Annotated in this window: 21 protein-coding genes; 10 read left to right on the top strand and 11 right to left on the bottom strand. The window is 66.9% G+C overall.

Going from position 1 to position 24,426, the window contains the following annotated elements; genetic code table 11:
* Positions 1-106: 106 nt before the first annotated feature.
* Positions 107-814, top strand: coding sequence for a lipoyl(octanoyl) transferase LipB (gene lipB, locus ACWPKK_RS01240; protein WP_452000547.1), 708 nt, complete (start codon positions 107-109; stop codon positions 812-814).
* Here lipB and ACWPKK_RS01235 read toward each other — a convergent pair.
* The 5 genes from ACWPKK_RS01235 to ACWPKK_RS01215 all read right to left on the bottom strand — a co-directional run bounded on the left by ACWPKK_RS01235 (position 811) and on the right by ACWPKK_RS01215 (position 5,737).
* Entirely contained in the window at positions 811-1,323 is a 513-nt protein-coding gene (locus ACWPKK_RS01235) for a hypothetical protein (protein WP_452000545.1), read from the bottom strand. The two genes, lipB and ACWPKK_RS01235, sit on opposite strands and share 4 nt — an antisense overlap.
* The gene (locus ACWPKK_RS01230) at positions 1,310-2,179 is read right to left on the bottom strand and encodes a hypothetical protein (RefSeq protein ID WP_452000543.1); all 870 of its coding nucleotides are present in this window, start codon (positions 2,177-2,179) and stop codon (positions 1,310-1,312) included. Before ACWPKK_RS01230 ends, ACWPKK_RS01235 begins: the two co-directional genes overlap by 14 nt.
* A 241-nt stretch (positions 2,180-2,420) precedes the next feature.
* Positions 2,421-2,711, bottom strand: a complete 291-nt coding sequence (locus tag ACWPKK_RS01225) for an acylphosphatase (RefSeq protein ID WP_324868898.1) — start codon at positions 2,709-2,711, stop codon at positions 2,421-2,423.
* Positions 2,708-4,456, bottom strand: a complete 1,749-nt coding sequence (locus ACWPKK_RS01220) for a long-chain-fatty-acid--CoA ligase (RefSeq protein ID WP_452000541.1) — start codon at positions 4,454-4,456, stop codon at positions 2,708-2,710. Before ACWPKK_RS01220 ends, ACWPKK_RS01225 begins: the two co-directional genes overlap by 4 nt.
* A 174-nt stretch (positions 4,457-4,630) precedes the next feature.
* Positions 4,631-5,737 (bottom strand): serine hydrolase domain-containing protein, encoded by a 1,107-nt coding sequence (locus tag ACWPKK_RS01215; protein WP_452000539.1) that lies wholly within the window; start codon positions 5,735-5,737, stop codon positions 4,631-4,633.
* A 189-nt stretch (positions 5,738-5,926) separates the two neighbouring features.
* Between ACWPKK_RS01215 and ACWPKK_RS01210 the strand changes: the two genes are divergently transcribed.
* Entirely contained in the window at positions 5,927-6,778 is an 852-nt protein-coding gene (locus tag ACWPKK_RS01210; RefSeq protein ID WP_452000538.1) for a hypothetical protein, read from the top strand.
* Positions 6,779-6,800: 22 nt separating this feature from the next.
* On the opposite strand, the gene ACWPKK_RS01205 is transcribed toward ACWPKK_RS01210, so the two are convergent.
* The 4 genes from ACWPKK_RS01205 to ACWPKK_RS01190 form a co-directional block, all read right to left on the bottom strand.
* A complete protein-coding gene (locus tag ACWPKK_RS01205) occupies positions 6,801-8,354 on the bottom strand; it encodes a SpoVR family protein (protein WP_324868894.1) in 1,554 nt (517 codons plus the stop codon).
* 201 nt (positions 8,355-8,555) lie between these two features.
* Complete coding sequence (locus ACWPKK_RS01200) at positions 8,556-9,848, bottom strand: YeaH/YhbH family protein (protein ID WP_149228036.1); 1,293 nt, start codon at positions 9,846-9,848, stop codon at positions 8,556-8,558.
* A gap of 158 nt (positions 9,849-10,006) precedes the next feature.
* On the bottom strand, positions 10,007-11,953 hold the full coding sequence (locus tag ACWPKK_RS01195; RefSeq protein ID WP_324868919.1) for a PrkA family serine protein kinase: 1,947 nt from the start codon (positions 11,951-11,953) through the stop codon (positions 10,007-10,009).
* Between the two features lie 920 nt (positions 11,954-12,873).
* The gene (locus tag ACWPKK_RS01190) at positions 12,874-13,317 is read right to left on the bottom strand and encodes a response regulator (protein WP_452000537.1); all 444 of its coding nucleotides are present in this window, start codon (positions 13,315-13,317) and stop codon (positions 12,874-12,876) included.
* Between the two features lie 173 nt (positions 13,318-13,490).
* Here ACWPKK_RS01190 and ACWPKK_RS01185 point away from each other — a divergent pair, with 173 nt between their 5' ends.
* Positions 13,491-14,393, top strand: coding sequence for a DUF4743 domain-containing protein (locus tag ACWPKK_RS01185; protein ID WP_452000535.1), 903 nt, complete (start codon positions 13,491-13,493; stop codon positions 14,391-14,393).
* A 144-nt stretch (positions 14,394-14,537) separates the two neighbouring features.
* Here ACWPKK_RS01185 and ACWPKK_RS01180 read toward each other — a convergent pair whose 3' ends face one another.
* Positions 14,538-15,077 carry a c-type cytochrome gene (locus tag ACWPKK_RS01180; protein ID WP_452000534.1) on the bottom strand — a complete coding sequence of 180 codons (540 nt, stop codon included), beginning with the start codon at positions 15,075-15,077 and terminating at the stop codon, positions 14,538-14,540.
* A gap of 313 nt (positions 15,078-15,390) precedes the next feature.
* Between ACWPKK_RS01180 and ACWPKK_RS01175 the strand changes: the two genes are divergently transcribed.
* From ACWPKK_RS01175 to ACWPKK_RS01165, 3 genes are all read left to right on the top strand, one after another.
* Entirely contained in the window at positions 15,391-16,164 is a 774-nt protein-coding gene (locus ACWPKK_RS01175; RefSeq protein WP_452000532.1) for a 3-deoxy-manno-octulosonate cytidylyltransferase, read from the top strand.
* A 65-nt stretch (positions 16,165-16,229) separates the two neighbouring features.
* The gene (locus tag ACWPKK_RS01170) at positions 16,230-17,096 is read left to right on the top strand and encodes a prephenate dehydratase (RefSeq protein ID WP_310117455.1); all 867 of its coding nucleotides are present in this window, start codon (positions 16,230-16,232) and stop codon (positions 17,094-17,096) included.
* Between the two features lie 240 nt (positions 17,097-17,336).
* Positions 17,337-17,645 (top strand): hypothetical protein, encoded by a 309-nt coding sequence (locus ACWPKK_RS01165; protein WP_452000530.1) that lies wholly within the window; start codon positions 17,337-17,339, stop codon positions 17,643-17,645.
* Positions 17,646-18,055: 410 nt separating this feature from the next.
* Here the strand turns inward: ACWPKK_RS01165 and nudC are convergent, their stop codons facing one another.
* On the bottom strand, positions 18,056-18,964 hold the full coding sequence (gene nudC / locus ACWPKK_RS01160) for an NAD(+) diphosphatase (protein ID WP_452000529.1): 909 nt from the start codon (positions 18,962-18,964) through the stop codon (positions 18,056-18,058).
* A gap of 188 nt (positions 18,965-19,152) precedes the next feature.
* Between nudC and hisN the strand changes: the two genes are divergently transcribed.
* The 4 genes from hisN to ACWPKK_RS01140 all read left to right on the top strand — a co-directional run bounded on the left by hisN (position 19,153) and on the right by ACWPKK_RS01140 (position 24,355).
* On the top strand, positions 19,153-19,935 hold the full coding sequence (hisN, locus tag ACWPKK_RS01155) for a histidinol-phosphatase (RefSeq protein ID WP_324868886.1): 783 nt from the start codon (positions 19,153-19,155) through the stop codon (positions 19,933-19,935).
* A gap of 34 nt (positions 19,936-19,969) precedes the next feature.
* Positions 19,970-20,470: a hypothetical protein gene (locus ACWPKK_RS01150; protein WP_452000527.1), complete on the top strand. Its 501-nt coding sequence runs from the start codon at positions 19,970-19,972 to the stop codon at positions 20,468-20,470.
* 80 nt (positions 20,471-20,550) lie between these two features.
* A complete protein-coding gene (locus ACWPKK_RS01145) occupies positions 20,551-22,416 on the top strand; it encodes an extracellular solute-binding protein (RefSeq protein ID WP_452000525.1) in 1,866 nt (621 codons plus the stop codon).
* A 73-nt stretch (positions 22,417-22,489) separates the two neighbouring features.
* A complete protein-coding gene (locus tag ACWPKK_RS01140) occupies positions 22,490-24,355 on the top strand; it encodes an extracellular solute-binding protein (protein WP_452000523.1) in 1,866 nt (621 codons plus the stop codon).
* Positions 24,356-24,426 lie beyond the last annotated feature (71 nt).

The following is a 24,426-nucleotide window of genomic DNA, read 5'->3' as shown; positions in this document are numbered from 1 at the left end:
ATATCAGCTTCCCGACGGTCGATCAAGCGCTACAATCATCGTTCGCGAAGAAAAATTCGGAACGGCCCTCCGGCCGCTCCGCCGACATCGTTAGAGACCGGATCGAATGACCTCCCCGACAAGCCCGCCTGCCAGCCTGTCCGTCAGTCAGCCCATCGAGTGGCGCATCTCCGACGAGCCGGTGCCCTACCCCGACGCCATCGCCGAGATGGAGGACCGCGTCGAGGCCATCCGCGCCGGCACCGCGCCGGAGATGGTCTGGCTGCTCGAACATCCGCCGCTCTACACCGCCGGGACCAGCGCGCGGGACGAGGATCTGCTGGAGGCCGACCGCTTCCCCGTCTACCGCAGCGGCCGCGGCGGCCAGTACACGTATCACGGGCCGGGTCAGCGCGTGGCTTACGTCATGCTGGACCTGAAGGCGCGTGGCGCCGACATCCGCGGCTTCGTCCGCGACCTGGAGGACTGGATCATCCGCACGCTCGCCTCCTTCAACATCAAGGGTGAGCGGCGGGAGGGCCGTGTCGGCATCTGGGTCGACAAGCAGCCCTATGGCGGGCTGAAGGGCCAGGAGGACAAGATCGCCGCCATCGGCGTGCGGGTGCGCCGCTGGGTCAGCTTCCACGGCATCGCCCTGAACGTGGAACCGGACCTGTCCCATTTCGGCGGCATCGTCCCCTGCGGCATCGCCGAGCATGGCGTCACCTCCATCGTGGCGCTGGGCCAGTTGGTGACGATGGAGGATGTCGATTCGGCCCTGATCGCGGCCTGGCCGGAGGTGTTCGGCGGCGCGATGCGGGGTGACGGCGCCTAGTATTTCTGGAACCCGCCGGCGGCCGGGGTTCCGGCCTGATCGCCGGCGGGGTTCACCCGCGGATCCTTGTTGTCCATCGACTGCACGGTGCAGGCGGTCGAATCGCCGTTGCGGAACAGGTAGATCTTCTTCCGGTCCGCCTTCCGGTCGGGATCGTTCAGGTTCAGCCCATGCCCGAAGGCGACGCCCAGCACCTCCCCCTTGAAATAGGCGCGGAAGCGCAGCGGCATGATCTCGGTGAAGCGCAGGGCGGCGCAATCCCGGCTCAGCTCCTTCTCGAACTTGCCGGCCTTGCGCCAATCCTCCTTGGAGCGGATCGTCATCCATTGCGGCGGCAGCGGGTACTGCACGATGGGCGGCGCGATGGGCAGGGTGGAGCCCGGCTGCGGCGGCGCCTGATGGCCGGGTTCCGTCCGCTCCAGCGCACCGGCCAGCACCGGGGCGGCGCCCGGCAGCAGCAGCCCGCACAGCAATCCGGCGGCCAGAAGGCGCGCGTCAAATCCGGACATCGAACCCACGCTCCCTGATCTCGCCGGCCGGCTTTTCCGTCGCCGGCACCGGTTCGGGAGATGCTGCGGTCGCCGTCTCTCCCAGCCGCCCGGAGAGCGACAGGGTCAGTTCCAGCGCCCCGCCATCCTCCTCCGGCGCGCCCAGCGGCGACAGGGTCAGCGTGCCTTCCAGCCCCTGCGGCGGCTTCGTCATCGCCTGGGACAACGCCTCCATGACGCGGCCCAGATCGTCGATGGCGACCCGGTCGGTCCCGACCGTCAGCCCCTTCCCCGGCCGGATGGCGGAGCGAAGGACGCCGAGCACGCCCGCCAGCCCCTCCCCCTTTTCCTCCGCCGGCACCCGCGCCAGCATCAGCGCGGCATCGTCCAGCCTCACATCCACTTGCCCGGCGGCAAGGGCGAGGGCGATCCCGCTCACGTCGACCGCCACATCCTGCCGGCCACCCTCCGCCAGCGGCCGCAATTCGCCTGCCCGTCCATCCAGCGCCGCGACAGCAGCCCGGCGCTGCGCGTCGCCGAAACGGGCGACCAGCGTCGTCTCCACGGCATCGGTTCCGTCCATGCCGAAGGCGGCCAGCAGCCGGCCCAGGTCGCGGGCCAGCGCCTGGATCGCCGGTTCCAGCCGGTCGGCAAGATCGACGCCCGACGGTTCGGACGGCCGCGCCGGCGCATCCTCCACCGCCTCCGCCCCAAGGCTGAGGCGGACGGCCGCGTCACGCCCCGGCACGCCCGCGGACTTCGGTGCCGGTGCAGCCGTGGCTCCGCGCGCAGCCTTGCCCTTCACCTCCGCCGCCTTGGCGAAGACGCCGGTGAGCATGGCCTTCATGCCGGCCACATCGGGCTTCCTTGCGGTCATCCTGGCGGTTCCTCAAACCACGGCGACAGCCAGCATGCCGTCGTCATGGTTAGCGGAACGCTAATGCAAATATTTAGCCCTTCTCCCCTTGCGGGGCGGGATCGGCCAAACGCCAACGGCGTTTTGCCGACCCGCAGGTTGGGATGAGGGGTGCGGCGGCCGCAGGCCGTTGGTGCTATTGGATTTGCAGCCCCTCACCCCAACCCCTCTCCCACAAGGGGAGAGGGGCTTCTTCCGCGGCTTACGCCGTCGGCCGCTGTTCGAAGCCGGCCATGCCCGGATCCTGCTCCGGTTCGGACACCACGTCGCGGACGATGGCCGACGGCGGGCCGCGGCGGCAGGCCACCAGCATGCGGTCGACGGCGTCGGCGGGGCCGGCGAACAGCGCCTCCACCGTGCCGTCGGTGCGGTTGCGGACCCAGCCGGTCAGGCCCAGCCCGCCCGCGGTATCGACAGTCCAGCCGCGATACCACACCCCCTGCACCTTGCCCTGGACGCGGACACGGACCGCCTTCCGTTCGGCGCCACTCATGCGGAACCGCCAGTCGCCCCGGCGGCGTCGCGTTTGCTCCGCTCCTCGTCCAGCAGGGCCTTGCGGGACAGTTTTCCGATCATCGTCTTTGGCAGCTCCCGGCGGAATTCCACGAACTTTGGCATCTCGATGGGCGACAGCTTGTCCTTCAGGAAGGCGTGCAGCTCCTCGGCGGTCAGGCTGTGGCCCTCGTCCAGCCGGACATAGGCCTTCACCGTCTGGCCGCGATATTCGTCCGGCACGCCGGCCACCACGCATTCGGCGACGGCGGGGTGCAGGTAGATCGCCTCCTCCACGTTGCGGGGATAGACGTTGAAGCCGCTGCACAGGATCATGTCCTTGATGCGGTCGACGATGGTGGTGTAGCCGTCCTCGTCCATCACCCCGACATCGCCGGTGTGCAGCCGGCCATCGACCAGCGTCTGCGCCGTCTCGTCCGGGCGGCGCCAATAGCCCTTCATCACCTGCGGCCCGCGGATGCACACCTCGCCCTTCTCGCCGGGCGGCAGCACGCGGCGCGGCTCCTCCAGGCTGACGATCTCCACGATGGTGCCGGGCAGCGGCAGGCCGATGGAGCCCTTCTTGTCGCTGTGCAGCACCGCCGGGTTCACCGTGGCGACGGGGGAACTTTCCGACAGCCCATAGCCCTCCACCAGCGTGCAGCCGGTCGTCCGCTCGAACGCCTCCTTAACCTCCAGCGGCAGCGGCGCCCCGCCCGACATGCAGAAGCGGATGGAGGACAGGTCGAAGTCCTTCAGGTGCTTGTGGTGGTTGATCGCCGTGTAGATGGTGGGAACGGCGGGGAACAGGGTGATCCGCTCCTTCTGCAGGGTGCGCATTACCTGCTCCAGTTCGAAGCGCGGCAGCAGGACGATCTCCGCCCCCAGATGCAGGCCGAAATTCATCACCGCGGTCATGGCGAAGACATGGAACAGCGGCAGCACGCCCAGCATGCGCTCCTGCCCGTCCTCCTCGCTCTCCCCCGGCTTGCGCTCCTTCGCCGCGTACCACGTCGCGCACTGGATCGTGTTGGCGTAGAGGTTGGCGTGGGTCAGCATCGCGCCCTTCGGCACGCCGGTGGTGCCGCCGGTGTATTGCAGGACCGCCACGTCCTCGCGCGCGTCGATGGCGACCGGTGCCGGCCGGCCGTCGTTGGCGACCAGCTGGGCGAAGGGAATGTGGCGGTCGTCGCGCGGGATCGCCGCGATCTCCGCCTTCTTCGCGATGGGGAACAGCCAGTTCTTCGGGAAGGGCAGGATTTCGGCCATGCGGCAGATCACCAGCCGCTTCAAAGCGGTCTCCGCCAGCATCCGCGCCATCTTGTCGTACAGCAGCTTCAGGTCCAGCGTAACCATCAGGTCGATGTCGCTGTCGCCGATCTGGTGGACCAATTCGCGTTCGGCATAGAGCGGGTTGAAGTTCACCACCGTGCCGCCGGCCTTCAGGATGCCGAAGAAGGCGATGACGTAATAGGGCGTGTTGGGCAGGAACAGCCCGACCCGCGTGCCCTTCCCCACCCCGATGGCCTGGAAGCCGCGGGCGGCGCGGTCGACCAGCTGCCCAAGTTCGCGGTAGCTGGTGCGCTTGCCCAGGAAGTTCAGGCAGGGCTTGGCGCCATGGCGGGCGACGGCGCCGTCCAGCAGCTCCGTCAGCGGCCGGGCCGGGATCGGCATCGCCCAGTCCACCGTCGGCGGGTAGGAGGCCAGCCATGGATGATCGGGCAGTGTGCGGGCGGCTTCTCCCATGCGCGTTTCCTCCCCAGTGTTCGTTTCCGGATACCGGTTTGCCCCGGCTCCGCCACACCCCGAAGTCTATGCGCCGGAGTGGAGGATTGTCCCCTGGAGAGGAGATGGTTACGCGCAAAGTCCGAACAAGCGGGGACACAGGCGGGAGGTGAACGGAAGGGTGCCGACGCCCGCCTAACTCGCGGTTCGCAGCCGGTGCAGCACCTCCACCGCCATCCATTCGGCGAGGTTCCCGTCCTCGCCGTCCAGGAAGACGGCGACGGAAACCGGGACCGGCCCCGGCGCATGATAGGCGACGGGCGTCACCCCCGGGCCGCCGCCGGTGTGGCCCCAATAGGGTCCGGCCGCCGGGTCCAGCTCCATCATCAGGCCCAGGCCATAGGACGGCTCCACCCAGGGCCTGCCGGCCATCGGTCCGCCGACCGGCAGGGCATCGCGCATCCGCCGCAGCAGCGCACCCGGCAAATAGTCCTCGGTCAGCCCATGGACCAGCCGGCAGGCATCGGACACCGTCATCGCCACCACCCCATGCGATACCCAGCCGGGATGATAGGCCTTCGCCACCGGTGCGCCGCCGAAGGTCGGGCTCGGCCCGAAGAACAGCCCGTCGAGGTCGGAGCGATCGCGCAGCAGCGCCGCGCTGGACAGGCCGAGCGGGGCGAAGACCTCGCGCGCCAGCATCTCCGCCAGCGGGAGGCCGCCCGCCCGCTCCAGCAGCCGGCCGACCAGCAGGTAGCCGATGTTGGAATAGGCGAAGCTGCCGACCGGCGGTCCATCGGTTCCTCCGATCACGCCGCAGCGGGCCAGGAACTCGTCACCGTTCCACGGCTCGCCGCCGGCGGCGACGGCTGCGTGATAGTCGGCCCGCCCGCCGTAATCGGGCAACCCGGCCCGGTGCATCAGCAACTGTGCGACGGTGACCGCCCCCGGCCGGCCCGCCAGTTCGGGCAGCCAGCGCTCCGCCGGCCCGTCCAGGTCGACGGTGCCGCGTGCGGCCAGCCGCAGCACGGCGGCGGCCAGGATGGTCTTGGTCAGGCTGTAGACCAGGGCACGCCGCTCTGCCGCGCCCTCGACTCCCTTCTCGCCGCGCACCGCGCGCCGCTGCAGCACCAGCGTGCGCGGAGGCTCCGCATCGGCGCCGCGCCCGCGGAGGATGGCGACCAGCGCGGTGCCGGCAGGGGCGGGGCTCGTGCTCTCCTCCTCCAGCAGGCCGGCCAGGGCGGTTTTCAGCAGCCCCAGGTCCATATCGGCCTTCGCCGCGTTGCTGTCGTCCTTGCCCATCGCCTGCCCGCTCCCGTCCGCTTGGTCCTGCTTGTCGTCACCGATAAGAAGGCTGTTTCGCGGCAAAAGGAAATCCGGTCCGGTCCCACTGGGGCGCCCATCAGGTTGGCCGTTAACCACAACTGGCAGCTGTTGCCTGCCGGTCACCTGCGCTATCCTTGAGCGACAGCCCCTGTGGAGGGCCGGGCCATGCCCGTGATGGATGCCGACCAGCGCCGTAAACTGGAAGACCAACTGCTCCGCAAGGCGGAGGAGTCGATCCGGAGCCTGCGCCGGGAGGCGGAAACCGGCGACCCCGCCCGCGTCGATTCGCTTGCCGAAGGTCTGGCCGGGCTGTTGAAGACCCGCGAATTCCCAAGCCTGCGCGCCGCCGAGTTCCGCGAACTGGCCCGCGCCATCCAGCGCGGCGCCTATCAGCGCAGCGTCGATTCGCTGCTGGTCCAGGCCGAACGCTGCGGCCATCGCGGCGACGAGAAGGGACGCAACGCCCTGCTGACCCGCGCCAAGGACCATTTTGCCAAAGCCCTGCGCTTCGGTGCCGACGACGAGTTCCGACATGGTGTCGAACGGCGCGTGCAGGCGACGCTGATGACCAGCAAGGACGGGGTGGACGACCGCACCAAGCAGGCGGCCAAGCGCAAGCTGGACCAGCATGACGTCGGCGCCAAACCTCCGAACGGCATCGAGCGCCGCCGCGCCATCCGCTACATGGACCCCGTCCTGGTGGTGGTGGCGGAGGGCCGGCGCTGCCGGACGATCAACTGGTCGACCCGCGGCCTGCTGGTCGATCTGCCGCCGGAGGACTTCGCCCACGCCGTTGGCGACAAGATGCGGCTGGAACTGCATTGTCCGGACATACCCCAAGCCGGTGGCCCGGAAACCGCCGGCCACCCGGTCGGTGGCCGCCAGATCGCCCATGTGGTGCGGCTGGATCCCGACCGCCGGGCAGTCGCCCTGTCCTTCCCCGACATCAGCACCGTTGTGCTGGACCTGACGCACGCGATGAAGGAGGCCGGCATCAAACCCGAACCGGAACGATGAGAGGCCTCCTTCTCGCCTCCGGTTACACCACGCCGATTCCGCTCGGCGCGGTGACGGCATGCTCCTTCAGGATTGCCTCGGAGATGGCCGACACCTCGATCAACTGCACCTCGTAGCCCCAGAGGTTGGCGATGTGGCGCAGCACTGCCTTGGCGTCGCTCTCGTCCAGCAGCACGCCGTTGGTGACGCGGTGCTGCAGGATCAGCTTGCGGTCACCGGCAAGGTCGACGTCGACGATCTGGATGTCCGGTTCCAGATAGCCAAGGTCGTACTGGCGGGCCAGCTTCTTGCGGATGTCGCGGTAACCACGTTCGTTGTGGATGTGATCGACCAGCAGATAGGGGTCTTCCGCGTCGTCGCGCACGCTGAACAGCTTCAGCTTTCGCATCAGGTGCGGGCTGAGATACTGCAGGACGAAGCTCTCGTCGCGGAAGTTGGCCCAGGCCTCGCGCACCGCCGCCATGCCGTCGCCGCGCCCGGCGAGGTCGGGGAACCACTGGCGGTCCTCGTCGGTCGGCTTCTCCGCGATGCGGGCGATGTCCTGCATCATCGCGAAGCCCAGCGCATAGGGGTTCAGGCCGGAGAAGCGCTTGTCGTCGAATTCCGGCTGGAACACCACCGAGGTGTGGGAGTGCAGGAACTCCAGGAAGGCGCCTTCGCTGATCTGTCCGGTCTCGTGCAGGCGGCTCATGATCTGGTAATGGACGTAGGTGGCGCAGCCCTCGTTCATCACCTTTGTCTGTTTCTGCGGATAGAAATACTGCGAGATGTGGCGGACGATGCGCAGAAGCTCGCGCTGCCAATGCTCCAGCCGCGGTGCCTTCTTCTCCAGGAAATAGAGAATGTTCTCTTCCGGCAATCCCAGCAGCTTCTTGCGCTCTGACACCGATTTGCTGGGCCGCTGGCCGGCGGCCGGCTTCGGCACCGTGCGCCACAGATCGTTGAAGGTCTGGTCTTGGTATTCCTGCCGCTCGCGCTCGCGCCGCTGCTCGGTCCGCAGGTCGGAGCGCTTCTTCGGATATTTGTGCACGCCCTGGCTCATCAGCGCGTGGGCGGCGTCCAGCACCCGCTCCACCGCGGCATGGCCGTAGCGTTCCTCGCAATGCGAGATGTAGGTCTTGGCGAATTCCAGATAGTCCAGGATGCCTTGGGCATCGGTCCATTGCTGGAACAGCTGGTTGTTCTTGAAGAAATGGTTGTGGCCGAAGGCGGCGTGGGCGATCACCAGCGTCTGCATCGTCATGGTGTTTTCTTCCATGATGTAGCTGATGCAGGGGCTGGAGTTGATGACGATCTCATAGGCCAGGCCGCGGTAGCCCTTGCGGTACATCATCTCGTCGCGGGCAAAATGCTTGCCGAAGGACCAGTGCTTGTACATCAGCGGCATGCCGATGGACGAATAGGCGTCGAGCATCTGCTCGGCGGTGATGACCTCGATCTGGTTGGGATAGACGTCGAGGCCCATCTCCTTCAGCGCGATATGCTCGATGGCGTCGTAGACGCGCTTGATCTTGTCGTAATCCCACTCGACGCCGTCATACAGCAGCGCGTCGGGCCTGGTGATCACAGCGGTCATTCTCGATCTCCCCCAGCCTTCCATTCATGGAAGGAATTCAAAACTCCCCTCTCCCGCCCCGGGAGAGGGAGGGACCCGCCGAAGGCGGGAGGGTGAGGGGTGATCCAAAGGGCCAGAAGCGCATGGTTCCTTGGATTACCCCTCACCCTTCCCATGGCAATGCCATGGGCCCCTTCCCTCTCCCGGGACGGGAGAGGGAGATTAAGCCCCTGCCTTCTCGCGGGCGAACAGCTCGCGGAAGACCGGGAAGATCTCCCGGCGGGAGCGGACGCGGCGCATCGCCAGCGGGCGTTCCGGGCTCTGCACCTGCTTGTAGGTGCGCCACAGCTCGGTCTCGCGGCCCAATGCCGACAGACCCATGTTGTGTTCCGCCGCCACCTCGATGTAGGCGAAATACTGGCACATCGGCAGGATGACGTCGCGCAGCAGGGTCGCCGACTTGGCATTGTCCGACGACATGTTGTCGCCGTCCGACGCCTGGGCGGCGTAGATGTTCCATTCGCTGTCCGGGTAGCGCTCCTGCACCACCTTCTGCATCTCCTCCAGCGCGGTCGACACCACGGTGCCGCCGGTCTCGGTGGAGTAGAAGAAGGTTTCCTCGTCCACCTCCTTGGCCTCGTGGGTGTGGCGGATGAAGACGATGTCGACCGACCGGTAGCGCCGCCGCAGGAACAGGTACAGCAGCATGAAGAAGCGCTTGGCCAGATCCTTCATGTGCTCGGTCATCGAACCCGACACGTCCATCAGGCAGAACATCACGGCCTGGGCGATCGGCTTCGGCACCGATTCGAACCGGTTGTAGCGGACGTCGATCGGGTCGATGAAGGGGATCCGGCGGGAGCGCAGGACGATGTGTTCCAGCTGTTCGCGCAACGCCTGGATCTGCTCGGCATCCTCGCCGGCCTCCTCGGCTTCGCGCAGCATCTCCTCCAGTTCGCGGATCTCGTCACGCTTCGGGCGCTTCAGCGCGATCCGGCGCGACAGGCTGTTCCGCATGGTGCGGACGAGGTTCAGGTTGGCGGGCGACCCCGACACCGAATAGCCGGCCCGCGTCAGCGAGTGCGATTCAGACTGCTTGACCTTCTGCTTCACCAGATCGGGAAGCTCCAGATCCTCCAGGAAGATGTCCAGGAACTCGTCGCGCGACAGGACGAAGCGGAACTCGTCCTCGCCCTCCCCGTCGGCGCTGCCCTCGCTGCCGCGGCCGCCACCGCCGCCGTCCGGGCGCTGGATGGTGTCGCCTTCCACATATTCCTTGTTGCCGGGCACGACATAGTCGCGCACCCCGCCCTGGCTGGCGCGGTGGAAGGACGGCTCCCGCACCCCGCCGGCGGCGATCGTCACCTTCTCGCCGTTCTCGATATCCTGGATGCCCCGTTTGCCGGAGGCGTCGCGGACCGCCTTGACCACCTGCTCCTTGGCACGGCGCAGGAAGCGCTGGCGGTTGGCCAGGCTCTTGCCCTGCGGGTTCAGGCGACGGTCGATGATGTTCATCAAGGGGCTGGCCCTCCCACCCGTTTCGTCACGCGGCCTTCAGACTTCGACAGCACTCTATGACAGTGGGGTTGCCGCGGGGCGTTGCAACACCCCGCCCCGCGGCAATTAAGCCCCTCGGTCCATTGCCTCAGCCGGCTGGCTTCAGCCCGCCGGCCTCAGCCCGCCTGCTTCACCCGCATGTACCACTCGACCAGCCGGCGGACCTGCCGCTCGGTGTAGCCGCGCGTCATCATGCGCGAGACGAACTCGGTGTGCTTCTTCTCGGTCTCGCCGTCCTTCTTCGAGCCGAAACTGATCACCGGCAGCAGATCCTCGACTTGGCTGAACATCCGCTTCTCGATGACCTCGCGGATCTTCTCGTAGGAGGTCCAGGACGGGTTGCGGCCGGAATTCGCCGCCCGCGCGCGCAGGGCGAACTTGACCACCTCGTTGCGGAAGTCCTTCGGGTTGGCGATGCCCGCCGGCTTCTCGATCTTGGTCAGCTCCTGGTTCAGCAGTTCGCGGTTCATCAGCTGGCCGGTGTCGGGATCCTTGAAGTCCTGATCCTCGATCCAGGCATCGGCATAGTCGACATAGCGGTCGAACAGGTTCTGGCCGTAGTCGGAGTAGGATTCCAGATAGGCCTTCTGGATCTCGTTGCCGATGAACTCGGCATAGCGCGGGGCGAGTTCGGCCTTGATGAACTCAACGTACTTCTTCTCAGTCTCCTCCGGGAACTGTTCGCGCCGGATCGCCTGTTCCAGCACATACATCAGATGCACCGGATCGGCCGAGATCTCGGTCGAGTCGTAGTTGAAGGTCGAGGCGAGCACCTTGAAGGCGAAGCGGGTGGAGATGCCGCCCATGCCCTCGTCGACGCCGCCCTGGTCCTTGTACTCCTGCATCGACTTGGCCTTGGGATCGGTCTCCTTGACGCTTTCGCCGTCATAGACCCGCATCTTGCTGTAGACGCTGCTGTTCGGATGCTCGCGCAGGCGCGACAGCACCGAGAAGCGGGCCAGCATCTCCAGCGTCGCCGGCGCGCAAGGGGCCGTCGCCAGATCGGAGGTGTTGACCAGCTTCTCGTAGATCTTCTGCTCCTCCGCCACCCGCAGGCAGTAGGGGACCTTGATCACGCAGATGCGGTCGATGAAGGCTTCGTTGTTCTTGTTGTTCTTGAAGGTCTGCCACTCCGCCTCGTTGGAGTGGGCCAGGATCACGCCCTGGAAGGGGATGGCGCCGATGTTCTCGGACCCGACATAGTTGCCCTCCTGCGTCGCGGTCAGCAGGGGGTGCAGCATCTTGATCGGGGCCTTGAACATCTCGACGAATTCCAGCATGCCCTGGGTCGCCCGGTTCAGGCCGCCGGAGAAGCTGTAGGCGTCGGGATCGTTCTGGCTGTAGATCTCCAACTTGCGGATGTCGACCTTGCCGACCAGGGACGAGATGTCCTGGTTGTTCTCGTCGCCCGGCTCGGTCTTGGTCACGCCGATCTGGCGCAGCTTGCTGGGGTGAAGCTTCACCACCTTGAAGCGGTTGATGTCGCCGCCGAACTCGTCGAGGCGCTTGACCGCCCACGGGCTCATCAGCCCGGTCAGGCGGCGCTTCGGAATGCCGAAGCGTTCCTCGAGTTCGTCGCCGATCTCGTCCGGGTTGAACAGGCCGAGCGGGCTTTCGAAGATCGGGCTGATCTCCTTGCCGGCCTTCAGGACGTAGATCGGGCACTTCTCCACCAGCGACTTCAGCCGCTCGGCGAGAGAGGATTTGCCGCCGCCGACCGGACCCAGCAGGTAGAGGATCTGCTTGCGCTCCTCCAACCCCTGCGCCGCGTGCCGGAAGAAGCCGACGATCCGTTCGATCGTCTCCTCCATGCCGTAGAACTCGGAGAAGGCGGGATAGACCTTGATGGTCCGGTTCATGAAGATGCGGCCCAGGCGCGGGTCGCGGGCGGTGTCGACCACCTCCGGTTCGCCGATGGCGGCCAGGATCCGTTCGGAGGCCGAGGCGTAGGACATGGGGTCGTCGCGGCACAGCTGGAGATAGTCCATCAGGGACATCTCGGTCTCGCGGCGGGTCTCGTAATTCTGCGTGTAGCGCGTGAACAGTTCGTCGGCCGGGAACATTCGTCGCTCCGTCTTATCTGGTCCGATGCGCCGGGGCACCGCCGGTGGCTGCGGCGGCAGGCCGCGGCGCATGCCGCGATCCATGGGGCACTCCAGGGAAGAGGCGGACCGCGCGGGGTCCGCAGCCTCCCCGCTCAGCGGTAGAAGCCAGCGGTCTGGTGTAAGGAACGGTCCTGTGAAGGCCGGGAGCCGTCCGTCCTGCGACGCAGCAACCCCCGAACGAGTCATTTTTGAATGTAATGCTCCACCTAGAGCTTTCCAGGCACTCAGGCTCCATAGCCGGAAAGCCCGCTGTGGAGCCGGCCTCTGCCATAGGACCTAGGTCCCACGGCCAGTGTTGGTGCGGCGAGCGCACCTGCTCAACCAGCGCGCGCATTGACCGCGCACGCGGAAGGTTCGGCGCAAGAAGAAAGACAGTATCGGAGAGAGACGGCGTAAAACCGGCGGCAATCGTCGTTGCCCGTCCAGTCGGGGAGAGTAGCCCTTCGAGATTCGACCCGTTGCGGTTCGATCGGGCGCTCTTGATCACGCCATCGGCCTCCTCAGGAAAGCGCGCCGCCTCGACCAAGCACGGCGCAGGGACTTACCGTCGATGCTGAGCTCCAAACCTTAACAAAATCCCGCAAGGGGAATTGCGGTCGGCCTCATCGCATGGCCGGGGCACCGCAACACCTCTTAGAGATCATGTTGCGTCCCAATCGTCCCCATCAACAAGGCGGAAATTGGGTGATGATGGGGCACCCATTGGGCGCGGTGGAAGGTTACCGTTCGATTGCCGAACTGTTTCAAGCACTTGGCAGGCATGCCACAGAATGGGAAATCTTTAGGCATGGCCGGCGCCGGCCATGGACTGCCGCCGAAGCGGGCAATCGCAGGTCGTAAAGCGGACTTTCGGACAATAGCCGTCAGGCGGGTAACCGTCAGACCGGCAGCGCCGCTTTCATCCCATCGGACAGCGCGACGCGCAGGCTGGCCGGGGTGACCGGCTTGGCAAGGACCAGCGTGGCGCCGCTGGCGCGGGCCGCCGCTTCGCGGTCGCAGTCGACGCGGCCGCTCATGAAGACGACCGGCAGGGAACGGCTGCGGGACTCGGGGCTGGCGCGCAGCGCGCGGACGAAGCCGAAGCCGTCCATCGGCTGCATCTCCACATCGCACAGCACCAGATCGGGGGCATGGGCGGCCACGGCGGCCAGCGCCGATTCGCCGTCGGCGGCCTGATGCACCGCCCGGACGCCCAGGGTGCCGAGCATCTTTGCCAGCACCATGCGGGTGAAGGATTCATCTTCGACCACCAGGACGGACAGGGCGCCGAAGGGCGTCTCCGTTTCCTGCGCAGCCGCGCCCTCAGCCGATCGGTCCGCCACCACGCCCCGCCCTTTCGCTGCGCGACCGCCCGGCGGCCGGCGCCGGGAGTCATTTCGTCTCTGAACCTGTGTACGATGGCAACCAGAGCGGCGCAAGATGTCCGAATCACGGAGCACGGAGTGCCCAGGATGAGCGGTTGCGCCGCCGCCCGAGCCCGATTTAGATGGAAACCATGAGCTTCCTCGATCACATCCGCGCGTGCAACGCGCACGACCTGTCCGGCTTCCGCCCCTTCGAGCTGGACGGCCATACCGTGGGCTGGGTGCGTCATGCCCTGGCCGAAGCGTTGCCGGACGTCGATCCCGGCTTCGTCGTCACCCCCGACCGGCTGAGCATCGCCCCGGAGATCCGCGATTTCGAGGCGCGCTCGACCCTGCTCGACCATGCCGCCGCCTATCTGGTCGAACAGGGAACGGTGAAGGCGCTGCGCGGGGAGTACTACCCGGTCCTGCCGCGCTGGGGGGCGGAACCGCTGGCCCGTCTCGACCGCGCCGCCGTCGGGGCCTTCGGCATCGAGGCCTATGGCCTGCACATCAACGGCTTCGTCCGCGATGAGGCCGCTGGCAACGGAGCCGGCGGGCTGCTGCTGTGGGTCGGCCGCCGTGCCCGCGACCGCGAGGTGGCACCGGGACAGCTCGACAACCTGATCGCCGGCGGCCAGCCGATCGGCCTGACGCTGGCCGAGAACCTGGAGAAGGAAGCGGCGGAGGAGGCCGGGCTCGATGCGGAGACCGCGCGGCGCGCCGTACCGGTCGGCGCCATCAGCTACACGATGGAGACTCCGGCCGGGCTGAAGCGCGACCGCCTGTTCGTCTACGACCTGGAGCTTCCGCCCGGCCTCACCCCGGTCAACACCGACGGCGAGGTGGAGGTCTTCGAACTCTGGCCGCTGGACAAGGTGGCGGAGTCGGTGCGCGGCACCGGCGATTGGAAGTTCAACGTCAACCTCGTGGTGACCGACTTCCTGATCCGCCACGGCTGGCTGACGCCGGAGAACGACCCCGACTATCTGGAGATCGCCTGCGGCCTGCGGCTGAACGATCCCCTCTCCCCCCCGGGGAGAGGGTTAGAGTGAGGGGGTCGCGCGGCGGCCCTTTATCGAGAATCCACCTGGTGCATCCCCCTCACCCCGACCCTCTCCCCAGGGGGGAGAGGGGGAATTCCACAAAAAAGGCCCCGCCCTCTTGCGAGAGCGGGGCCTTTCTCATGTACCCTTGCCTTACTGCGGCAGCGGCTGCGGGCTGTCGGCCAGCGAGCGCAGATAGGCGATGACGGCGGCGCGGTCATCGTCCTTCTTCAGACCGGCAAAGGTCATCTTGGTCCCGGGGGCGTAGCCCTTCGGGTCGTAGAGGAACTTGTTCAGCTCGTCATAGCTCCAGTTGCCGCCGGTCTTCACCAGGGCATCGGAATAGCTGAAGCCCTGGATGTGGCCCTTCGGACCGCCGACGATACCGTACAGGTTCGGGCCGACTTTGTTCGCGCCGCCCTTGTCGAAGCTGTGGCAGGCGGCGCAGGCCTTGGCCACCTTCTGGCCGTTCTCCGGGCTTGCGGCGGCGAGCAGGGGGGCGATCGGCGCCGGGCCGGTGGGAGCGGCACCCTTGTCGCCGGCAGGTGCGGCCCCCTCGGGAGTCGCGACGACGTAGACACTCTTTTCCAGCGGCTTCGAATGAACCAGCACCTTGGACGCGAATCCGGCCAGCATCGCGATCAGCCCGGCCAGCAGCACGGCGCCGAAAATCTTGTTCCACTCCATGCTCATTGATGAGCCCCTTTTTTCCCTAATTTCAGTGCACTCGGCGTTTCTCCCGCCCGCGGCTGAACGCGCCGCGGTCACCATAGCCCGCGGTCCAAAGCTTGTCATAGCCCGGCGGACCGCGAAAAAAGGTCGCATACAAATTTGTCGCAGTCACCAACCTCTTAATTTACTTGCGCATTACGCTGCATCGCAAAACGCCCCCCTTTCGGGTCATACCGGCACTTGACGCCGCACCGGCGCCCGTGTTTCACCCGCGGCACACCCCTCCGGCCCGCCTTTGCGGACCCGATGCCCTTTCATCCGGAGCTTCCGCGCCATGCCGACCGCCTCCAGCCCCACCCGTCCCGCCAACCCGATCGTGGTGATCCCGGCGCGCATGGCCTCCACCCGGCTGCCGGGCAAGCCGCTGGCCGACATCCTGGGCGCGCCGATGATCGTCCATGTGCTGCGCCGCGCGATGGAGGCGGCGATCGGCCCGGTGGTGGTCGCCTGTGCGGAGCCGGAGATCGCCCGTGCGGTCGAGGCCGCCGGCGGCACCGCGGTGCTGACGCGTCCCGACCATCCCTCGGGCTCCGACCGCATCTTCGAGGCGCTGCGGCTGATCGACCCGGAAGGGCGGCACGACGCGGTGGTCAACGTGCAGGGCGACCTGCCGACCATCGAGCCGGAGAGCGTGCGCGCCGTGTTCGCGCCGCTGGCCGACCCCGCGGTCGACATCGCCACCCTGGTCGTGGAGATCACGCGGGAGGAGGAACGGACCGACCCCAACGTGGTGAAGGCCGTGCTGGAGCTGCCGGCGGGATCCCGCCGGGGACGCGCGCTCTATTTCACCCGCGCCACCGCGCCGACCGGCGACGGGCCGCTCTACCACCACATCGGTCTCTACGCCTATCGCCGGGCGGCGCTGGAGCGTTTCGTGTCGCTGCCGCCTTCGGTGCTGGAACAGCGGGAACGGCTGGAGCAGTTGCGCGCGCTGGCCGACGGCATGCGGATCGACGCGGCGGTCGTTGACGCGGTTCCGCTGGGTGTCGATACTCCCGCCGACCTGGAGCGCGCCTGCGCCCTCCTGTCCGCCCGCCAGGGCGGCTGAAACCCGATGCCGTCCGCCCGCAAGGGCGGCTGGCGCCTTCACGATCCGCCGGGGGAACTCCGTCCATGCCCACGTCCAACATCATCGCCTTCCAGGGCTTCCCCGGCGCCTATTCCGACCTGGCTTGCCGCAACGCGCGGCCGACCATGACGACGATGCCCTGCGCGACCTTCGAGGACGCCTTCGCCGCGGTGCGCGAGGGGCGGGCATCGCTGGCGATGATTCCGGTGGAGAACTCCATCGCCGGCCGCGTCGCCGACAACCACTATCTGCTGCCGGAAGGCGGCCTGCACATCATCGGCGAGCATTTCCAGCGGGTGAACCACCAATTGCTGGCGCCGAAGGGCGCCACGCTGGACAGCATCAAGACGGTGCGCAGCCACATCCAGGCCCTGTCGCAGTGCCAGACCGCCATCCGCAGCCTGGGCCTGCAGGCGATCAACCACGCCGACACCGCCGGTGCGGCGCGGGAGATCGCCGCGATGAACGACCCTCGCCATGCCGCCATCGCCTCATCGCTCGCCGCGGAGATCTATGGGCTGGACATCCTGAAGAGCGGGATCGAGGACGCCACCCACAACACCACCCGCTTCCTGATCCTGGCGCGCGAGCCGAAGCTGCCGGCGTTGGGGTCCTGCAAGACGATCACCACCTTCGTCTTCCGCGTCCGCAGCGTGCCGGCCGCGCTGTACAAGGCGATGGGCGGCTTCGCCACCAACGGCATCAACATGACCAAGCTGGAAAGCTACATGGTCGGCGGCCACTTCACACAGACGCAGTTCTACGCCGACGTGGAAGGCCATCCGGACGAGCGTCCGCTGCGCCTCGCCCTGGAGGAACTGGACTTCTTCGCCCGCGAGGTGAAGATCCTCGGCGTCTACCCGGCCAATCCCTTCCGCTATCAGGAAAGCCAGCGCGTCGGCGAGGACTGATCCCCTCCCGCAACGCCGCAAGTCTTTTCGCACCCGCGGCCAAGTCGCGCGTCATTCCGCCGCAGCGACGCGACTTAGCCATGGCCGCACCCGGCGGGTGCTGGGCAAGATTAGCGGAAGTTGTTATACAATGAAAACCGGCAAGCACCGGCTTCATATGCTTACAAATACAACAAAACACCACGGCGGCTGACGGGTGAAACCCCGCCGACGGCCATGGCGCCACGGATGGAGGTTGCCATGCTCACGATGGACGATTGTTTGGGCCTCGCGAACCTGGAGGCGGAGGAGGTGGCACAGATCGCCGCCCACGAACATCTCCCCTTCATGACCGCCCTGGAAAAGGGCGCCTCTCTTCTGGTTGAGCCCTGGGGCGACGCAGCCGTCCGCCAGATGGTGTGGGACAACCTGTGCAGCGCCGACCGCCGCCATGCGGCAGAGGCGGCGTCGCTGATGGCGCTCTACAACGACACCTGCACCCGCCACCCTAACACCTTCGACCGCCGCCATTCCCCGGCCCGCGCCGTGGGGCCGCAGCGGCGGCATTGAGAGGCTCAGGATCGCCGAAGCTCCTAACTCCCCATCCGGCCGTCATTCCCGCGCAGGCGGGAATCCAGCGCTTTCATGTGCTTAAGTCAGAAGCCTGGATCCCCGCCTGCGCGGGGATGACGCAAACATATCTCGCATCTGCGAAAGAACAGCAGCCTTTGGCAGCAAATAGCCCTTCTCCCCTTGCGGGAGAAGGGTTGGGATGAGGGGTGCGACCGGCTGGAAGCCGGTGGAAACCAGATCTGCGCCCCTCACCCCAACCCCTCTCCCGCAAGGGGAGAGGGGCTTTCCTCAATGCCAAGCTGCACAATTTTTCGCAAGCGCGAGATGTGTGCATCCCGTAGCGCCTTCGCGGGGATGACGTGCCGCCCGAGAGAAGCCTCTGCCCCCTGAAAATCCACTGAGCTCCCTCACCCCTCCGCCATCCATTCCCGGATCAGGCGGTGGGCGATCGAGTCGGGACGGGCGAGGCGGAAGGTCTCGTCCGGCGTGTGGGTGCGCAGGAACTCGCGGTCGAACCAGCGGGCGCTTTCCAACTCGTCGTTGCCGGTGTCGATGTCGAGGTTGGTGGCCCGCGCGGTGAAGCCCAGCATCAGCGACGATGGGAAGGGCCAGGGCTGCGACGAGCGGTATTGGATGTCGGTCACGGTCAGGCCGACCTCCTCGAACACCTCGCGGGCGACGGTGTCCTCCAGGCTTTCGCCCGGCTCGACGAAGCCGGCCAGCACCGAATGCATGCCGGGCGGGAAGCGGCTCTGGCGGCCCAGCACGACCCGGTCGCCGCCGTCATGGACCAGCATGATCACGGCCGGGTCGGTGCGCGGGAAATGGTGGGTGGCGCAGTCGGGGTTGGTGCAGAGCCGAACATGGCCGCCCTCCGCCGAGGCGGCCGGAGACCCGCAGACCCCGCAGAAGCGGTGGCGGGCGTTCCACCAGACCATGCCGCGGGCATAGGCGCACAGAGCCGCCTCCCCCTCCGGCATCAGCGGGCCGGCGGCGCGCAGATCCTCGAAGCGGCCGAGGCCCTTCAGCGCGGGCAGGGCATCCGGCTCCTCCACGATCGACAGGTCGACGGTGAAGAGCGGAGCGCCATCCTCCATCTGGCCGAGGAAGATCGGCACCGCGTCCAGCCCCTCGGCAGGCAGCAGCACGGCGCGCGGCGCATCGTCCGGGCCGGCGACGAAGCTTTTGGTCTGCCAGACCGGCAGGACGCGGGATGCGGGGGCGAGCCAGGCCTCCGTCAGCCAATCCTCGTCCTTGCGGCGGAGGGAGGCGCGGTCGATCGGCGTGGCGGCGTAGATGTTGGGTCGGTTGGTCATGGCCGATGGAGGCTGCCACAAGCCGTGACGGGCGGAAAGCCCCGCCTTAAGGCCAGTTGCCCCCAGACCGGTCGTTCTGCGGCGGTTCCGCCCCCCGGCAGCGTGGACGGGGCGCTTTCGGGTTTCCGGGGCGGGCCCACGCCGTTAGGATGCGGCACTCATACCGACAGCAGCTTCAAGGAGCGACCATGACCGAACCCTGCCCCGCCCCGATGGTGGCGCTCGCCCAGCGGTTGGCCGACTCCAGCGGCAGCGTGGTCCGCCGCTATTTCCGCACCCCCGTTGCCATCGACGACAAGGCCGACGCCTCGCCGGTCACCATCGCCGACCGCGAGGCGGAGCATGTCATCCGCACCATCATCGAAAGCCAGCGCCCCGACGACGGCATCTATGGCGAGGAGCACGGCACCAAGAACCTGGACGCCGAATGGGTGTGGGTGATCGACCCCATCGACGGCACCAAGTCCTTCATCACCGGCCGGCCCATCTTCGGCACGCTGATCGCCCTGCTGCACCGTGGCCGTCCGGTGATGGGCATCATCGACCAGCCCATCGTCGGCGACCGCTGGATCGGCGTCGAAGGCCGGCCGACCACCCACAACGGCCAGCCGGTGCGCGTGCGCCCCTGCCCCGGCGGCCTGGGTGCGGCCATGTTCGGCACCACCTCCCCCGACCTGTTCCCCGGTAGCGATTACGAGGCCTACCGCCGTGTCGCGGCCAAGGTGAAGACCGCCTCCTATGGCGGCGACTGCTACACCTACGGCCTGCTGGCGTCAGGCTATTACGACCTCGTCGTCGAATCGGGGCTGAAGCTCTACGACTTCGCGGCGCTGGTGCCGGTGGTGACCGGCGCCGGCGGGCTGATGACGGATTGGGAGGGCAAGCCGCTCGACGCCAACTCCAGCGGGCGGGTGATCGCCGCCGGCGACCCGCAAACCCACCAGGACGCCATGAAGGTTCTGGCCGGCTGATCCTTCGCTGTTAAACGTCTGTTTGGAATTCGAAATGACCACCATCGCCCCGCCCACCCGTTCCGTCTTCGAAACGTCGCCTGAAAAGCTGCGGCCATTCCTGGAGGGGTTGGCGGTGCGGGTATCGGGCGGGTCGAACTGGCTGGTGCGCAAGAAGACCGTTTGCGACCTGCTGCTGGGGCTCGACGCCTTCTTCGCCCTGCCCGCGGCCGAACGGCAGGCCCTGATGCGCGACGAGGCCACCCCGGCGGAAGCTGCGGACGCCGACGGCGGCCCGGAGGATTTCCGCAAGGTCCTGCCGCTCTATGTCGGGGCGATCCTGGAAAGGCTGAAGGAGACAACCATTACGTCTCCGGAACAGGCCGCCATCTACCTGCTGTCCATTCATCCCGAACATCAGGCGGCGGCGGAAGCCTGGATGCTGGCCGACCCGCGCAACGGGAAGTCGGTGCGCAAGCTGATGCGGACCGACCGCCGCTATCGTCAGTTGATGGACCGCATGGCCGACCATTGGCGGACCGCACGAAGCAGCTGAGTCTGGAGCGGAATTGCGCTTGACCGGGGCGCGGACGTGGCAATCTAACCAGAACGCCCGCTCCCGACACAGGATTGCCGATGCGCCGCCTTCTCGCCGTTGCCGCCACGATCCTGACCCTCGCCGCGCCGGCCGCCTTCACCTCAGCCGCCTTTACATCGGCCCAGGCGGCGACGAAGACCGTCACCGCGCTGAAGCAGTTCGGGGAGCCGCAGTTCAAGCCGGACTTCACCCATTTCCCCCACGTCAATCCCGACGCGCCCAAGGGCGGGTCGGTCGGGCTAGCCGAATCGCAGCCGGGCACCTACGACAGCCTGAACACGCTGATCCTGCGCGGGGTGCGGCCGCGGACGCTGGGGCTGATCTCCGACACGCTGATGGTCGGGTCCGGCTGGGAGCTGGACGCCGCATACGCCCATATGGCGGAAAGCGTGGAGGTGCCGGACGATTACGGCTGGGCGATCTTTACGCTGCGCCAGGGCGCCCGCTGGCATGACGGCACGCCGATCACCAGCGCCGACGTCGTCTTCACCTGGGACGCGATCCAGGCCCATGGCGCACCCTTCATCAAGTCCTTCCTCGATCACACCGCCAAGGTGGAGGCGCTGGACGAGCGCCGCTTCAAGATCACCCTGACCGGCACGGGGGAGATCAAGCCGATCATCGACTTCGCCGTCACCTTCGCGCCGCAGCCCAAGCACTGGTGGACGGCGCAGGGGCGCGATATTTCCAAGACGACGCTGGAGCCGGTGCTGGGCAGCGGTCCCTACCGGATCAAGACGGTCGATCCCGGCCGCTCCATCACCTACGAGCGGGTGGCCGACTGGTGGGCGAAGGATCTGCCGACCGCCCGCGGCTTCTACAATTTCGACACGGTGAAGGACGACTTCTACCGCGACGACGATGTGATGTTCGAGGCGTTCAAGGCCGGCGCCTATGATTTCCGCGGCGAATACCGGGCGCAGCGCTGGACCACCGGCTATGATTTCCCCGCCGCAAAGGACGGCCGCGTCCTGAAGCTGGAGGTGCCGAGCGAACTGCCGCTGGGCGCCCAGGGCTACCGCCTGAACACCCGCCGCGACAAGTTCGCCGACCCGCGCATGCGGGAGGCGCTGACCCTGCTGTTCGACTTTGACTGGATCCGGAAGAACATCCTGTACGGCCAGTACAGCCGGACCCTCAGCAACTTCCCCAACTCCGACTTCGGGGCCAAAGGTGCCCCCGGCGCGACGGAGTTGGCGCTGCTGGAGCCCTTCAAGCCTCAGCTGTCCGAGCGGCTGCTGACCCAGCCCTTCACCCTGCCCAGTACCGACGGCAGCGGCAACAACCGCGCCCAGGTGCGCGAGGCGACGCGCCTGTTCAAGGAGGCCGGCTGGGAGACCCGCAACGGCAAGCTGACCAACGTGAAGACCGGCGAGGCGATGACGATCGAGTTCCTCGACGGCACCGGCGCGCTGACCCGCGTCACCCAGCCCTACATCGAAACCCTGCGCCGGGTCGGCATCGACGCCACCCTGCGAATCGTCGACACCGCCCAGTATCAGGCGCGGCTGGACGAGTTCGATTTCGACGCCATCGTCGTCAATCTCAGTTTCTTCACCCCGCCGGGCACCGAGTTGCGCGGCTATTTCGGCTCCGCGGCCGCCGGCATCAAGGGATCGGCCAACTATTCCGGCATCCATGACCCGGTGGCCGACGCGCTGATCGAAAAGGCGCTGGCGGCCAAGGATCTGGAGCAGGTGCAGGCCGCCACCCGCGCGCTCGACCGCGTCCTGCTGTGGGGCTTCTACATGGTGCCGCAATGGTACAACGCCGAAAGCTGGATCGCCCATAAGGCTTGGCTGGCTCATCCGACGGTCTGGCCGAAATACGATCAGGACTATCGCAGCACGAATTTCCCGGCGACTTGGTGGGTGGATGCGGCTCGTAAGGCGGCGCAGCCTTGATGACGCCCCATTGAGGGGCTAACTCCATCAGACTGAACATTTTTTGGACAACAATCGAGGGAGGGGACCGGGCATGACTTGTCGGATGCGGTGGCTGGGCACCGGCGTGACGGCTGCGATGACGGGGACGGCAATGGCGGCGCTTCTGCTGCTGGCGACACCCGTCTCGGCGCAGGAAAAGGGCAGCCACGCCCTCGCCCTGCACGGCAAGCCGAAATACGGGCCGGACTTCCAGCATCTCGACTATGTCAATCCCGACGCCCCGAAGGGCGGCGAGGTCAAGCTGATGTCCTTCGGCGGCTTCGACAACCTCAACCCCTTCATCCTGCGCGGACAGGCCGCCGCCGGCGCCGGACTGGTGTTCGAAACGCTGACCACCAGCAACGGCGACGAGGCGATCACCGAATACGGGCTGCTGGCCGAGACCATCCAGGTCGCCGACGACCGCAGCTGGGTCGCCTTCACCCTGCGCCCCCAGGCCCGCTTCCACGACGGCAAGCCGGTCACCGTCGACGACGTGCTCTGGAGCTTCGACACGCTGCGTGAAAAGGGCCACCCGCTCTACCGCACCTACTATGCCGACGTGACGAAGGCGGAGAAGACCGGCGAGCGTACGGTCAGATTCTCGTTCCGGAATGGCAACAATCCCGAGCTGCCGGTTATCATGGGCCAGTTGCCGGTTCTGCCCAAGCATGCCTTCGCCAACCGCGACTTCGCCACCACGACGCTGGAGCCGCTGGTCGGCAGCGGTCCCTACAAGGTGGTCGACGTGCAGCCTGGCCGCGCCATCACCTACGAGCGGGTAAAGGACTGGTGGGCGAAGGACCTGCCGATCAACCGCGGCCGCTACAATTTCGACCGCATCCGCTACGACTATTACCGCGACCTCGACGTGGCGTTCGAGGCGTTCAAGGCCGGCGCCTATGATTTCCGGCTGGAGAATTCGTCGAAGAACTGGACCACCGGCTACAATGTTCCGGCGGTGCAGAACGGCCAGATCGTCAAGGAGGAGCTGAAGCACGAGGACCCGCAGGGCATGCAGGCCTTCGCCTTCAACATCCGCCGCCCGATCTTCGAGGACCGGCGCGTGCGCGAGGCGCTGAATTACCTGTTCGACTATGAATGGACGCGCGCCAACCTGTCCTATGGCCTCTATCAGCGCACCAAGAGCTATTTCGCCAACACCGAACTGGCGGCGACCGGCCTGCCCTCCCCCGCCGAACTGAAGCTGCTCGAACCCTTCCGCGGCCAGATCCCGGACGAGGTGTTCACCAAGCCCTACGAGCCGCCGAAGACCGATGCCAGCGGCAACATCCGCGGCAACCTGCGCACGGCGCTCGGCCTGCTGAAGGAAGCCGGCTGGGAGCTGAAGAACGGCAAGCTCACCAACGCGCAGGGCCAGCCCTTCCGCTTCGAGATCCTGCTGGTGCAGGCCGACATGGAGCGCATCGTCCAGCCTTTCGTCCGCAATCTGGAGCGCGCCGGGATCGAGGCGCAGATCCGCGTGGTCGACAGTGCGCAGTACCAGAACCGCACGGATAATTTCGATTACGATATGATCATCGAGCGGTTTGCGCAGTCGTTGTCTCCCGGCAACGAACAGCGCGACTACTGGGAATCGTCGCGCGCCGACCAGCCCGGTAGCCGCAACGCGATCGGCATCAAGAACCCGGCCGTCGACAAGCTGGTGGAGACGTTGATCGCCGCCCCCGACCGCGAGGCGCTGATTACCGCCACCCGCGCGCTGGATCGCGTTCTGCTGTGGAACTGGTACGTCATTCCGCACTGGCACGACACCGTCTATCGCGTCGCCTATTGGAACCGTTTCTCCCATCCCGCGGTTGCCCCGAAATACGGCCTGGGATTCTCGGACAGCTGGTGGGTCGATGCGGACAAGAACGCCAAGCTCTCCAACAGTGCGCGCCGTACGGGCCCCTGATACATAGCCGGGACACAAAACCGGGCTACACTGCGTCACCTTGAGGATTGGGGAGGGTCGGGACACCCGCG

The sequence above is a fragment of the Azospirillum largimobile genome (assembly GCF_977007025.2).
This window is presented reverse-complemented; position numbering and strand designations above follow the sequence as displayed.